The organism is Kitasatospora sp. GAS204B, assembly GCF_029892155.1.
Lineage (GTDB): Bacteria > Actinomycetota > Actinomycetes > Streptomycetales > Streptomycetaceae > Kitasatospora.
Genome location: NZ_JARZAG010000016.1, coordinates 71,995 through 85,627 on the forward strand (window position 1 = coordinate 71,995; position 13,633 = coordinate 85,627).

Genomic DNA, 13,633 nt, shown 5'->3' on the forward strand with positions numbered 1-13,633 from the left:
GCACGAGGGTGGCTGGTGATCGGGGGCCGCCCTTCCATGTCTCCATCCTGCCTCATCCCGGGCCTCGGGCACAGGCTGTCCTCGGCTCGCACCGAGGCCGTCGCCGGCTCGCGCCGAGGCCCGGGACGGGACAGCCCTGCGCGGCCGGTCCGCCGAGGACGCCGTCAGCCGACCGAGGCCACGGTCAACCGGTCGTTCGCCTCGTCACGGTCCACCCGCACCGTCTCCCCGTCCCGCACCTGGCCGGAGAGGATCGCCTTGGCCAGCTGGTCGCCGATCGCCGACTGGACCAGGCGGCGCAGCGGCCGGGCCCCGTACGCCGGGTCGTAGCCGGTCAGTGACAGCCAGTCCCGAGCCGCCGGGGTGACGTCCAGGGTGAGCCGCCGGTCGCGCAGCCGGGCGGCCAGCCTGGCCACCTGGAGGTCGACGATCCGGCTCAGCTCCTCGCTGCCCAGCGGGTCGAAGACCACGATGTCGTCCAGCCGGTTGAGGAACTCCGGCTTGAAGGCGGAGCGGACGTTCTCCAGCACCAGCTCCTTCTTCGCGGCCTCCGGCACGGTCGGGTCGACCAGGTACTGGGAGCCCAGGTTGGAGGTGAGGATCAGGATCGCGTTGCGGAAGTCCACCGTGCGGCCCTGGCCGTCGGTGAGCCGGCCGTCGTCCAGCACCTGGAGCAGCACGTCGAAGACCTCCGGGTGGGCCTTCTCCACCTCGTCGAGCAGCACCACGCTGTACGGGCGGCGCCGCACGGCCTCGGTGAGCTGGCCGCCCTCCTCGTAGCCGACGTAGCCGGGCGGGGCGCCGACCAGCCGCGAGACCGAGTGCTTCTCGCCGTACTCGCTCATGTCGATCCGGACCATGGCGTGCTCGTCGTCGAAGAGGAAGTCGGCCAGCGCCTTGGCGAGTTCGGTCTTGCCGACACCGGTGGGGCCGAGGAAGAGGAAGGAGCCGGTGGGGCGGTCCGGGTCGGCGATGCCGGCCCGGGTGCGGCGCACCGCGTCCGCGACGGCCCGCACGGCGGTCTGCTGGCCGATCAGGCGCTTGCCCAGCTCCTCCTCCATCCGCAGCAGCTTGGCGCTCTCGCCCTCCAGCAGCCGCCCGGCCGGGATGCCGGTCCAGGAGGCGACCACGTCGGCGACGTCGTCCGGGCCGACCTCCTCCTTGACCATCGAGGCGCTGGCGTCCTGGTCGGCGGCCTTGGCCTGGGCCTCGGCCAACTCCTGCTCGGCGGCCGGGATCTCGGCGTACATCAGCTTGGACGCCTGCTCGAACTCGCCGTCCCGCTGGGCCCGTTCCAGGGCGCTCTGCAGCCCGTCGAGGCGCTCCTTGAGCGCGCCGACCCGGTTGAGGCTCTTCTTCTCCTGCTCCCAGCGCGCGGTCAGGCCGCTGAGCTGCTCCTGCTTGTCCGCCAGGTCGAAGCGCAGCTTGGCGAGCCGGTCCACCGAAGCGGGATCCGACTCCTTCTCCAGCGCCATCTCCTCCATCCGCAGCCGGTCGACCGAGCGCTGCAGCTCGTCGATCTCGACCGGCGAGGAGTCGATCTCCATCCGCAGCTGGGAGGCGGCCTCGTCGACCAGGTCGATCGCCTTGTCGGGCAGGAAGCGGGCGGTGATGTAGCGGTCGGAGAGGGTGGCGGCGGCGACCAGCGCGGCGTCCGCGATCTGCACCTTGTGGTGCGCCTCGTAGCGGCCCTTGAGGCCGCGCAGGATCGCGATGGTGTCCTCGACGCTGGGTTCGCCGACCAGTACCTGCTGGAAGCGCCGCTCCAGCGCCGGGTCCTTCTCGATCCGCTCGCGGTACTCGTCCAGCGTGGTGGCGCCGACCATCCGCAGCTCGCCGCGGGCCAGCATCGGCTTGAGCATGTTGCCCGCGTCCATCGCCGAGTCGCCGCCGGCGCCCGCGCCGACCATGGTGTGCAGCTCGTCGATGAAGGTGATCACCTGGCCGTCGCTCTGCTTGATGTCGTTCAGCACGGCCTTCAGCCGCTCCTCGAACTCACCGCGGAACTTGGCCCCGGCCACCATCGCGCTCAGGTCCAGCGCGACCAGCCGCTTGCCGCGCAGCGACTCGGGAACGTCGCCGGCCACGATCCGCTGGGCCAGGCCCTCGACCACGGCGGTCTTGCCCACGCCGGGCTCGCCGATCAGCACCGGGTTGTTCTTGGTACGGCGGGAGAGCACCTGGACGACCCGGCGGATCTCCTGGTCCCGGCCGATCACCGGGTCGAGCTTGCCGTCCCGGGCGGCCTGGGTGAGGTCGGTGCCGTACTTCTCCAGCGCCTTGTAGGTGCTCTCCGGGTCCGGCGAGGTCACCTTGCCGGACCCGCGCACCTCGGCGAAGGCGGCGAGCAGCGCCTTGGGGGTGGCGCCCTGGCGGGTCAGCAGTTCGACCACCGCGCCGCCCTCGGCGGCCAGGCCGACCAGCAGGTGCTCGGTGGAGACGTAGGCGTCGTCCAGTTGCTCGGCCCGGCGCCCGGCGTCCTCCAGGACGGCCAGCGTGTCGCGGCCCAGCTGCGGGGCCGCGACCGTGGAGCCCTGGGCGCTGGGCAGCGCGCGGAGCTGCTGGCGGGCGCCGGCCAGCAGCTGGGCGGTGTCCGCCCCGACGGCCTCCAGCAGCGGCCGGGCGATGCCCTCGGGCTGCTCCAGCAGGGCGAGCAGGATGTGCACCGGCCTGACGTCCGGGTTTCCCGCGCCGCCGGCCTGCCGGATCGCGGCGGACAGGGCTTCCTGGGTCTTGGTGGTGAACTTGCTCGCGTCCATGGCCACTGGTCGGTACTCCTCCTGTGCAGTCGGGCGGGTGTGTATTCAGGTTTGGCGCACGCCGCCATCAGTTCAGGCAAGGCAGCTAAGTTGAGTCTAGCGCGCTCAGGTTTTCCGCGTAAAGGTGAGCAGGTCCCGAGCCGGCCCGGTCGGGCGGGTGCCGGCCGGCCAGACGGCGCGCAGCGGGCGGTGCAGGTCGAGGCCGGCCAGTGGCACCTCGACCAGGCGCCGGGTGGCCAGCTCGTCGGCCACCGCCAGCTCGCTCAGGCAGACCGGGCCCGAGCCGCTCATCGCGGCGGCCTTCAGCGCGGTGCTGGAGGCCAGTTCGAGCAGCGGGGTGGCACTGACCCCGGCCGCGCCGAGCGCGCGGTCCAGCACCTCTCGGGTGCCGGAACCCAGCTCGCGCAGCACCAGCGGGGTGGCGGCCAGCTCGGCGGCGGTGACCGGGGTGCGGCGCCGGGCCCACGCGTGGGTGGGGGCCACCACGAGCACCAGCCGGTCGGCGCCGACCACCGCTCCGGTCAGGCCCCGCGGGGTGCGGCTGCCCTCGACGAAGCCGAGGTCCGCCTCGCCCGCCAGCAACTGCTCGGCCACCGCGGTGGAGTTGGCGGTCCGCAGGGTGACCGCGGTGGCCGGGCGGGCGGCCGCCAGCGCCAGCAGCCAGCCGGGCATCAGGTACTCGGCGACGGTCAGGCTGGCCACCACCCGCAGCCGGGCGTCGCGCCGCTCGCGCAGCGCGTCGATCGCCGCGTCCAGCGCCTCGGCGGCCTCCACCACGCGGCGGGCCCAGTCGACCACCAGCAGCCCGGCCGGGGTGGGCCGGGAGCCGCGCGGGGAGCGGTCCAGCAGGGCGACGCCGAGCTGCCGCTCCATGCCCTTGATCCGTGCGCTGGCGGCCGGCTGGCTGATGCCCAGCTCGGCGGCGGCCCGCCCGACGCTGCCGTGCCGGTCCACCGCGAGCAGCAGTTCCAGGGCGCTCAGCTCGGGGACTCGGGGAGAGAGAGCCATAGGGCCAGGTTATGTCCTCATAGATCGCGGACGGCTACCGGCGCACCCGGGGGCCGAACAGAGTGGAGCCATGGCCACTCTCACCGCTCCCCGCCCCCTGCCAGCAGCCGCCGTCCGCCCCGGCTGGGACCTCGGGCAGCTCGGCCCGAACTGGTACGCCGCCGTGATGGGCACCGCGATCGTGGCCAACGGCGCGGTCGCGCTGCCCTACCGGGTGCCGGGTCAGCTGCTCTTCGCCGAGGCGGTCTGGGCGCTGGCGCTGGCCGCGCTGCTGGTCCTGCTGGCGGCCCGGCTGGTGCACCTGACCCGGCACCGGGCGGCGGCCCGCGAGCAGCTGCTGGAGAACCCGGCCACCGCCGTCTTCTACGGCTGCCCGCCGATGGCGCTGCTGGCGGTCGGCTTCGGCACGCTGGTGGTCGGCTCGCGGGTGATCGGCACCGGGCCCGCGGTGGCGCTGGACCTGCTGCTCTGGACGCTCGGCACCCTCTACGGGGTGCTGGTGGCCGCCGGCATCCCGTACCTGATGGTCACCCGGCACGAGCTGTCGGCGCTGCGGGCCAACCCGACCTGGCTGCTGCCGGTGGTCGCCCCGATGGTGTCGGCCGCGCTCGGCCCGGCGCTGCTGCCGCACCTGCCGGCCGCGCTGCGCCCGGGGCTCTTCTACGGCTGCTACGCGCTCTTCGGCGCCAGCCTGCTGGCCGTCCTGGTGCTGCTGCCGGTGGTCTTCGCCGGTCTGGTGCACAGCAAGCTGCCGACGGTCCTGCTGACCCCCTCGCTCTTCCTGGTGCTCGGGCCGCTCGGCCAGTCCACCACCGCGGTCGGCAACCTGGCCGACGCCGCGAACCCGGTGGCGCCGAAGCTGGCCACCGCGGCGCTCGGCTTCGCGGTGCTCTACGGGATCGCGATGATCGGCTTCGCGGTGCTCTGGCTGCTGATCGCGGCCACCGCCAACCTGCGTGCGCTGCGCCGCGAGCGGATGCCGTTCGCGATGACCTGGTGGGCCTTCACCTTCCCGGTCGGCACCTGCGTGACCGGCGCGGCCGGTCTGGCCCGGCACACCGGCTTCGCGGGCTTCGGCTGGCTGTCGGTCGGGCTGTTCGCGCTGCTGGTGGTGGCCTGGGCGGTGGCCGGAGTGCGGACGGTGGTGGCGCTGACCGGCGGGCGGCTGCTGCGGGCGGCGTGACCGGCGGTCCGCGTGGATTCGCCGTGCCCGGTCCCGCAGTACCGGCCGGCCGCTGACCCACCCTCAGCCCCCCTCACCCGTCCTCGCTTCCGCCGAATCCGGCTGGCAGTATGGCAGCGGACAGTCAACCCGAGGTGACGCACCGAAGCGTCAGGGATGGCCCGAGGGGGAGTGGTGGCGATGTCACGGGTCGAGCCCGGCTGCCGGTCGGCCGATCTGGCGCTCGATCCGGCCGCCCGCGCGCTGTACCTCGCGGTGGTGGCCGAGGGCGGCTGGGTGAAGTCCGCCGAGGTCCGGCCGGCCGACGAGGCCGCGCTGACCCGCCTGCTGGACGTCGGCCTGGTCCGCGGCCTGCCCGGCGGCACCTTCTACTCCGCGGTGAGCCCGCGGGCCTTCCTCGGCCGGGCCGCCGGCCAGCTGCGCGACCGGGCGGTCGGCCTGCTGCGACAGGCCGACGAGCTGCCCACCCTGCTGGACGAGTTGGCCCAGGCCTACGACACCGCGCCGCGCCGGATCGACCGCACCGGCGCGGTGGAGACGGTCCAGGACCGGGACAGCATCCGGCACCGGATCGCCCAGCTGGTCGCCGACACCGAGACCGAGATCCTCACCGCGCAGCCCGGCGGCGACCGCCCGCCGGACCACCTGGCCTGGGCGATGGCCCAGGACGTGCCGTTCCTGCGCGACGGCGGCGCGATGCGCACGCTCTACCAGCCGGTGGCCCGTACCGACCCGGCGACCAGCGCGTACGCCGCCGCCGTCACTCCGCACGGAGCGCGGATCCGGGTGCTGGACGAGGACTTCCAGCGGATGCTGATCTTCGACCGCACGGTGGCGGTGATCCCGGCCTCCGCCGACATGGGCAGCGCCGCCTTCATCACCGACGCCACCGCGGTGGAGCTGCTGGTGGAGCTCTTCGAGCGGGACTGGCGGCGGGCCCAGCGGGTGGCCTGGGGCTCGGCGCACGCCGTCCCGGACGGCGGCGTGGTCGCCGACCGGATCGCCCGGCTGCTGGCCGGCGGCCTGAGCCGGCGCGGCATCGCGGGCCGGCTGGGCCTGAGCGAGCGCACCGTCGCGGCGCACATCGGCCGGCTGCGCCAGGAGTACGAGGCGGAGACGCTGTTCCAACTCGGCTGGCTGATGCGGGGCGCGGGCGAGCGGCGGCCGAACGGGCGGCCGATCGGGACGGGGTGACGCGAGGCAGGGGAGTCGCACGCGTCCGGATGAGCCGGTCGGGGGGTGTGGGCGAGCTGCACGATCACGCAGCTGCGGGAACGCGCACCGGTCGGCGCCTTGTCGCCTGCCCGCATGCTGGGCCAGCCTGAAGGTTGGACCCTTGGCTTCGATGCGCCGAAGTCGGGGGACCGCAAGCGGATCTGATGAGCGATCAGGGATCCGTCGGGGCGGCGAACGGGGGCTCCGCGCGGTGTGGTGCGCGGTGTCGGCCTCCCCATCGGGGCACGACGGGGAGGAAGTACGCGATGTCCAGACGCTCGCACGTGCTGGTGGAGAGTCAGGCGGTCTGGGGAAAGCCCGGGGCCGGTCGCTTCCTGCGCGAGGCCGTCTCGCTGGCCGAGGCCGGTGATCGGGTGATCCTCTACCTGGTCGAGGACGGCGTCTTCGCCGCCGTCTCGGACGGCATCCCGGAACTCGCCCGGCTGGTCGAGCTGGGCTCCGAGGTCTGGGCCGACGACCATTCGCTCACCCACCGCGCGCTGGCGGCCACCCGGCTGTCGCCGTACGTCAGGGTGAAGGGCGCCGACGCCCTGGACGGCGCGGTCCGCGGTTCGAACGGGCGGGTCGCGCTGCACTGAGGCACCGCGTGCCGCGCACCTGATCACGGTGCGGGCCGGCACCCGGGAGAGACCGAACGTTCTCTCATCGTCCCAGCTCAGCGGTGTGTGGACGGACTTTCCTGGCCCGATTCTGCACGTTCGTGCAGTTGCGGGAACTTGAAGGAGAAACAACCTTGTTTGGAAGAGCGCGCGCTGTGAGGCTGTGAGCACGCCAAGCCGCCCGGGCAACCGCAGCCCGTCGGTGGTGTCTCGTCCGTCCTCCTCGCACAGGGGCAGAAGTATCTGAGCGGGGAACCGACGGGCGCCGGGTGGTCAGCCATATGTGGTGATGGCGACCGGGCCCGGTACCAGCGAGGCGTTGCTGCTCCGCCTCGCTGGAAGCACCTCGGATTTGGCGTCATGGAAGTGGATCCGCCCGGAGCACAGGAGACCGCGCGTCCCTGGCTCCGGGCCGGATCCGCTGCCCGAGGACCACCGGGCTGCCCCGCACGGGGGCGGGTAGCCCGGGACCACGGTCCCCGGGCCCTTTCGGTTACCCGGGCACCGTCGTGCCCCACTCCTGATGAGATGATGCGCACCGTGCGGTCGTTCGACCGCTGCCGGTCCAGCGCGCGGGAGGGACGGGGTGGCCGACGCGACGGCGCAGCCGCGGGACGCCGTGCCCGCGCCGAGCGTCGACGGCGCCTGCCGCGGTGTCGTCCCCCGCCGAGCTGCCAACTCCCGCCGAGCTGCCAACTCCCGCCGCCCTGCCGGCGCCCGCCGCCCTGAGCGCCCCGCGCCGGTGGCCGACCGGATCGCCGCGCCGTGGAACCGGAACACCGTGCGGACCCTCTTCAGCATGGCCGGCCGTTGCGGACGGCGGCCGAGCCGGTGGACGACCAGCGGCAGGAGTGGCCCGAGCGGCAGGAGTGGCCCGAGCAGCGCCGGCAGCATCAGCAGCACGGGCAGACGAACCACGAACCGGGGGAGCGCGCGAGATGACCGAGGCGGACGGATCGGCGGACGGTACCGGCGGCGCGGTGGCCGGCCCGCCGCTGCCCGGTGAGGCGGCGCGGGCGCTCTACCTGGCGATCCTCGGCGAGGGCGGCCGGCTCGCGATGGCCGAGGTCGGCTCCGCCGACCAGGCGTCGGTACGGGAACTGCTCGACCTCGGCCTGCTCACCGCCGAGCCGGAACGGGGCGGCTACACCGCGGTGAACCCGCGTGCGGTCGGCGGCCGGCTCAGCGAGGAACTGCGCTCGGCCGGCACCCGACTGCTGGTCCAGGCCCAGGAGATGCCCGCCCTGCTGGAGGATCTCACCCGGGCCTACGACCTGACGCCCCGCAAGGTCGACCGCTCCGGCGAGGTGCGGCACCTGCACGGTGCCGAGGAGATCCGGGTGCTGCTCGACCGGCTGGCCGCCGAGGGACGCGAGGAGGTCCTCTCCGCCCAGCCCGGCGGCCCCCTCCCCGCAAAGCTGGTGCGCGAGGCGATCAACCGCTGCGAGGTCTTCCTGGCCCGCGGCGGCGGCATCCGCGCGCTCTACGAGCCCGGCGCCCGCAGCGACGGCCCGACCATCAGCTACGTGCTGGCCGCCACCGAACTGGGCGTCCGGTTCCGGGTGCTGGGCGAGTCGTTCAAGCGGATGATCATCTTCGATCGCACCACCGCGGTGATCCCCGCCGGCCCGGACTACGCCAGCGCCGCGGTGGTCGAGGACCCGGCGGTGGTCGCCTTCCTGGTCGGCATGTTCGAACGCGACTGGCAGCGCGGCGAACCGGTCCAGTGGAGCACCGCGCCCGAGGCCGTCGGCCAGCCGGTCCACGCCCAGGTCGGCCGCCTGCTCTCGCAGGGCCTGACCCAGCGCATGGTCGCCACCCGCCTCGGCCTGAGCGAGCGCACCGTGGCCGGCCACATCTCCCGGCTGCGCGAGCTGTACGACGCCGAGACGCTGTTCCAGCTGGGCTGGCTGATGCGCGCGGCGGCCGGGGAGGGACGGCAGGCGTGAGGCCGCCGGTGGTGCTGGATGCCCGAGGGCGGGCGCTCTACCTGCGGTTGCTGGCGGCCGGCGGCCTGTTCCGGCTGACCGAGCTCGCGAGCGACGAGTTGGCCGCCCTGGAGCAGCTGCGGGCGGCCGGGCTGGTGCTCAGGCAGCAGGACGCGCTCTTCTGGACCGTGGTCGACCCGCGCACCGCGGCCGCCCGGCTCAGCGCCGAACTGCGCGCGGCGGGATCGGAGCTGCTGGCCCGCGCCGACGAGTCGTCAGCCGCGCTCGCCGACCTGGCCCGTGCCTACGACCGCACGCCGCAGGCCGGCGGCGCGGCCCGCGGTCTGCTCCGGCACCTGGACGACCTGCCGCAGATCCAGCAGCGGCTGGACCAGTTGGGCCGCGAGTGCGAGCACGAGGTCCTGGCGGCGCAGCCCGGGGTGCGCCGGACCCCGCAGCTCGCGGAGCAGGCCGAGCGGGCGGCCCGCGAGCTGTCCGCCCGCGGCGTGCGGATGCGCGTCCTGTACCAGCCCGAGGCCGAGCGGGACCCGGTGATCAGGGACTACGCGGCGCACGTCAGCCGGCTCGGCACGCGCCTGCGGGTGCTGGACGAGCCGTTCCAGCGGGTGGTCGTCTTCGACCGCGAGGTGGCCGTCGTCTGCGCCGGCGCGGGGCACTGGACGGCGACGTTCATCGAGGACCCGCTGCTGGTGGGCGTGGTGGTCGACCAGTTCGAGCGGGACTGGGCCCGGGCGGCACAGGTCCGTTGGGACGATTCGCCGGCGGACGGTCCGCTGGTGCGGCTGCTGGCCGAGGGCCTGACCCAGCGGGCGATCGCGACGCGGTTGGGGTTGAGCGAGCGGACGGTGGCGGCGCAGATCTCCCGGCTGCGGGAACGCCACGACGCGCGGACGCAGTTCCAACTGGGGTGGCAGATGGGGGGTGGCAGCGGTGAACGCTGAGCGGTCGGTGCCGGATGGCGCGGCGCGGGAGCTGTACCTGCGGCTGGTAGGTGAAGGCGGTGAGTTCACGACCGATGGGCTGAGTCCCGAGGAGCTGCCGCTGTTGGAGCAGCTGTCATCGGTCGGGCTGGTGACGGCGATCAGTGACCGGAGTTGGACCGTAGCGAGCCCGCGTGCGGTTGGCGAGCGCCTGCGCGAGGACTTGCGGACCAGCGGGCTGGAGCTGTTCGAGCGGGCCCGCGAGCTACCGGCCGCCCTGGCCGAGTTGACCGATGCCTACGATCGCTCGTCCAGGCCGTCGACCGGCGCAGTCGCGATTCGGCAGTCGGACGTGCACACGTACACCCAGCGGGTGGTGCAGCAACTGGCACAGGATTGCACCCGGGAGATCCTCGTGATGCAGCCAGGTGGGGCCAGACCGGCCTACATGTTGCCGCAGGCCGGCAAGGACGCGCGGGAGACGGCTTCGCGCGGTCTCTTCCTCCACGTGATCTACCAGCCCGGGGCCCGTACGGATCCCGGTACGGCGGCGTACGCGGCCTACGCGACCAGTCTGGGGCACCGGATTCGGATACTGGACGAGGACTTCCGCCGGGTGATGGTCTTCGACCGCAAGGTGGCGGTGGTCGCCGGGTACGGGGACCCCGCTATCGCTTCGTTCATCGAGGACCCGGTGCTGGTCGAGGTCGTGGTGGAGACCTTTGAGCGGGACTGGGCGCGGGCGGAGCGGGTGCACTGGGACGAGCCCGAGGCGATCAGCGACGGCCCGTTGGTGGAGCTGCTGGCGCGGGGCCTGACCCAGCGGGCGATCGCGACGAGGTTGGGGCTGAGCGAGCGGACGGTGGCGGCGCAGATCGCCCGGTTGCGGGAGCGCTACGACGCGCGGACCCTTTTCCAGTTGGGCTGGCAGATGCAGGGTGGCGCGGCTGAGTGAGCGTCGATCCCAGGGGCCGACCCAGCCGGTGGCCGCTCAGCCGGTGGCCGCGCCGGTGTTCGGCCAGGGGTCGTACGAACCCCGGGAGGCGGGGATCGGCTTGAACTGCTCACCGGGCGCGGTCCAGAATCCTTCGCGCAGCGAGAGCGCCATGCCGGCCCAGTCCAGGGCGGTCTCCACGATGTGCCGCAGGCTCTCCTGCGACCAGCTGTCGTCGAAGACCAGCGGCAGCACCGGGGCGACCTGCTCGATGGTGGCGATCAGCGGGTTGTGCGTGATCGCCTCGTCCACCAGCAGCACGATCGGCTTGCGCAGCGCCGAGCCCCAGCCGAGCTCCAGCGAGACGCCGGCCGACAGCGGCGAGCCGACGTAGGCGAAGACCAGGTCGGCGGTCTGCATCGCGCGGAAGTCGGACGGAACCCGCGGCTCCGGCGTCCGCCCCTCCACCGTCCAGGCGTCGCTGTGGTGCGCGCTGAACACGGCCGCGCCGCTGTGCAGCAGCGAGCTGCGCAGGGCGGTCAGCCGGGTCCGGCTGGCGAGCGTGACGACGCTGTCGGCCGGACCGGTCAGCCGCATGAGCGGTGCGGCGAGGAAGACACGGGCCCGGCGGCCTTCGGGGGCCTGGGCTGCGTGCTGGCGCATGTACGGCTCACTCATGGCGATGGCTCCGGGGAAGTGGACGAGCCTGCGGAGTGTGGTCTCAGCAGGTCAAGCGGGGGATGCGAGACGGGCGAGGCGGTCGCTGACACCGCTTCGGAGCCGGGGATGCTCGAAATCCGTCTGCCCACTGATCGTCACCGTTGGCGGCACATGCCGTCCACAGAACCGGTGTGTCATCTCCCTGACTGGCGCTTGGATGACACCGACGTCCGAGGAGGCGCAAGCGCTCCGACAAACAGCTGTCATATTTATGCCTGGCAGCACGATGACACGGGTGAGTTGATGTCTGCACTTGCCTCGGAGTCGGAGTGTGGCTTTGATAAACACTTGTTCGCGTCTATCCGCGAGGGCATGGCAGACGTCAAGGCGTCCGTTATATCAGGTTCATGACAAGGAGGCACCGAATGCGTCGTGCACCTCGACCCAGGATTCGCCTGCTGGTGACGGCTGCAGTTGGTGCGGCGCTGTTGGTACCGGCCATTGCTTCGGTTCAGGCAGCCGGCCCGAAGGCCGCCGACTTGGGGCGCAGCGACCGGAGCGTGACCGTCAGTGCGCTCGCCATGTCACCCGAAGACCTCGTCTGGCACGGCTGACACGGAGTCGGCCGCCGACGTGGTGGTACCCGGCTGTCCGCAGGTTCGCGCTGCTCAGTGCCCGGCGGCGTCCGGGAGAAGCGTGGGCTCGTCCCCGGTCTGCTCGCCGTCCTCACCGTCCTCGCCGTAGAGGCTGCTGGGCGTGCTCAGCGCCATCCGCCAGCCGAGCTGAAAGAGGGTCTCCGAGCCGTACTCCTCGCGGAAGTCGGCAATGTGCCTGGCCAGCGTCCGTTCGCTGATGCCGAGGTTGCGGGCGATCACCCGGTGCCCCACGCCCTGGACCATCATGCGCAGGATATTGGTGCGCATGCGGGAGATGACCTCCGGCGGTACCTCGGTGGCCCCTGGGAACACGCTCGACCGCTCCCACATCCGCTCGAACGAGTCCAGCATGTAGGCGACGATCGCCTGGTCGCTGACGAACGCGGCCTTCTCCAGGTCTCCCTGGACCGGTATCACGGCCACTCGGCGGTCGATGATGAACAGCCGGGTGAACGGCTCCTCCAACGTCCGCACCTCGCCGCCCTCCTCGGTTATGCGCTCGACGTAGTGCCGTGCAGGTGCCGAGTATCTGGCGCTCGGGTGGTAGAGGACCCGTCGGGCGACGCCGCGTCGGATGAGTGACAGGTCCTCCTCCAGCGCGGCCTCATTGACATTCGACTGGCGTCGGCTGCCGCCCGGCTGTGCGGTGACGATCTCGCGCTGCGCGCCGTCGATCAACGCGCTGAGCCGCTGGCCGATCTCGACCAGGCCGTGGATGTGCTCCACCGGCCCGCCGCGGTGCGGTTGCTGATCGAGCGACTGATAAGCCTGGCCCAGTTCCCGCATGGCGCTGGGGAGTGCAATGGCCTGGGTGAGCAGAGAAAGGGCCTGCTTCTGCCACGCTGAACCGAGCCGATTGGCCAGCCGGTTCGGATCTGTGGCGGTGACGAGTGACGGTTTTCCTTGGCTGATAACCAATAGACCGAGCCCGGCCAGTTCCGTGTACGGCCCGCCCAGATCGGCTTCGCTAACCTCGACGCTCCCCCCTGCCGCAATCACCTCAAGGTAGCGGGCTCTTGCCTCGGCGGACACGAAGTCGGTGTGCTCCTTCTCCACCTCGCCCCCGCCCGTCGAACTCACCCTTGGCTCCCCCTCTCGGGAAATCGACCGCTCATTCGGCTGGCAGCACTCTACGCAAGCGCGGGAGCGCTTGGCACCCCACCATCCGATGGGTACCAAACGCTCCCGCCCGTTCCGCTTCTCCGGCTACCGGACTACCGCCGCGGCCGCCACACCACCAGCGCGCTCGACTGCTGGGCCGGCTGGTACGGCACCAGGTCCCGCCGGTACGAGGCGTGCACGGCAGCTTCCCGGGCCTGCAGCGCGGCACCGGCGCCGTCCACCGCGGCCGCCAGCTCGGCGACCCGTGACTGCAGGGCGGCCACCTGGTTCTCCAGCTCGATGATCCGCTTGATGCCGGCCAGGTTGATGCCCTCGTCCTGGGAGAGACGCTGGACCTCGCGCAACTGCTGGATGTCCCGGGCCGAGTAGCGCCGGCCGCCGCCACCGGTGCGGTCCGGGCAGACCAGGCCGAGGCGGTCGTACTGGCGCAGGGTCTGCGGGTGCAGGCCGGAGAGCTCGGCGGCCACCGAGATCACGTAGACCGGGGTCTCCTCGGTGAGCACGTAGCCGGTGCCCGGCTGGGCCGCCCGGCGGGTACGGGGGGTGGGGCCGCCGGGCAGGCCCTCGCCCAGGCCTACGCCGATGGAGTCGGGGGGGTTCATGTCAG

At 72.7% G+C, this 13,633-nt stretch carries 12 protein-coding genes; 7 read left to right on the forward strand and 5 right to left on the reverse strand.

Translation table 11 applies throughout. The annotated features are described in order from the left end of the window. Window positions 1-164: 164 nt before the first annotated feature. Both clpB and P3T41_RS22035 read right to left on the reverse strand, forming a co-directional pair. Window positions 165-2,759: an ATP-dependent chaperone ClpB gene (gene clpB, locus P3T41_RS22030; protein WP_280691710.1), complete on the reverse strand. Its 2,595-nt coding sequence runs from the start codon at window positions 2,757-2,759 to the stop codon at window positions 165-167. Between the two features lie 105 nt (window positions 2,760-2,864). Continuing rightward, window positions 2,865-3,767, reverse strand: coding sequence for a LysR family transcriptional regulator (locus P3T41_RS22035; protein ID WP_280691711.1), 903 nt, complete (start codon window positions 3,765-3,767; stop codon window positions 2,865-2,867). Between the two features lie 70 nt (window positions 3,768-3,837). Between P3T41_RS22035 and P3T41_RS22040 the strand changes: the two genes are divergently transcribed. The 6 genes from P3T41_RS22040 (at window position 3,838) to P3T41_RS22065 (ending at window position 10,609) form a co-directional block, all read left to right on the forward strand. After that, a complete protein-coding gene (locus P3T41_RS22040; RefSeq protein ID WP_280691712.1) occupies window positions 3,838-4,950 on the forward strand; it encodes a TDT family transporter in 1,113 nt (370 codons plus the stop codon). A 180-nt stretch (window positions 4,951-5,130) separates the two neighbouring features. Beyond that, on the forward strand, window positions 5,131-6,144 hold the full coding sequence (locus P3T41_RS22045; protein WP_280691713.1) for a LuxR C-terminal-related transcriptional regulator: 1,014 nt from the start codon (window positions 5,131-5,133) through the stop codon (window positions 6,142-6,144). A gap of 287 nt (window positions 6,145-6,431) precedes the next feature. Next, window positions 6,432-6,764 (forward strand): hypothetical protein, encoded by a 333-nt coding sequence (locus P3T41_RS22050; RefSeq protein ID WP_280691714.1) that lies wholly within the window; start codon window positions 6,432-6,434, stop codon window positions 6,762-6,764. Between the two features lie 959 nt (window positions 6,765-7,723). Further along, complete coding sequence (locus P3T41_RS22055) at window positions 7,724-8,734, forward strand: LuxR family transcriptional regulator (RefSeq protein WP_280691715.1); 1,011 nt, start codon at window positions 7,724-7,726, stop codon at window positions 8,732-8,734. Further along, entirely contained in the window at window positions 8,731-9,675 is a 945-nt protein-coding gene (locus P3T41_RS22060; RefSeq protein WP_280691716.1) for a helix-turn-helix domain-containing protein, read from the forward strand. The genes P3T41_RS22055 and P3T41_RS22060 overlap by 4 nt, the downstream gene beginning before the upstream one ends. Continuing rightward, entirely contained in the window at window positions 9,665-10,609 is a 945-nt protein-coding gene (locus tag P3T41_RS22065) for a helix-turn-helix domain-containing protein (protein ID WP_280691717.1), read from the forward strand. The genes P3T41_RS22060 and P3T41_RS22065 overlap by 11 nt, the downstream gene beginning before the upstream one ends. 36 nt (window positions 10,610-10,645) lie before the next feature. Here P3T41_RS22065 and P3T41_RS22070 read toward each other — a convergent pair whose 3' ends face one another. Continuing rightward, window positions 10,646-11,266, reverse strand: a complete 621-nt coding sequence (locus P3T41_RS22070; protein ID WP_280691718.1) for a hypothetical protein — start codon at window positions 11,264-11,266, stop codon at window positions 10,646-10,648. 407 nt (window positions 11,267-11,673) lie between these two features. Between P3T41_RS22070 and P3T41_RS22075 the strand changes: the two genes are divergently transcribed. Then, complete coding sequence (locus P3T41_RS22075) at window positions 11,674-11,862, forward strand: hypothetical protein (protein ID WP_280691719.1); 189 nt, start codon at window positions 11,674-11,676, stop codon at window positions 11,860-11,862. 54 nt (window positions 11,863-11,916) lie between these two features. On the opposite strand, the gene P3T41_RS22080 is transcribed toward P3T41_RS22075, so the two are convergent. Continuing rightward, a complete protein-coding gene (locus tag P3T41_RS22080) occupies window positions 11,917-12,984 on the reverse strand; it encodes a helix-turn-helix domain-containing protein (protein ID WP_280691720.1) in 1,068 nt (355 codons plus the stop codon). A gap of 134 nt (window positions 12,985-13,118) precedes the next feature. After that, the gene (locus tag P3T41_RS22085) at window positions 13,119-13,628 is read right to left on the reverse strand and encodes a helix-turn-helix transcriptional regulator (protein WP_280691721.1); all 510 of its coding nucleotides are present in this window, start codon (window positions 13,626-13,628) and stop codon (window positions 13,119-13,121) included. Window positions 13,629-13,633: the final 5 nt, after the last annotated feature.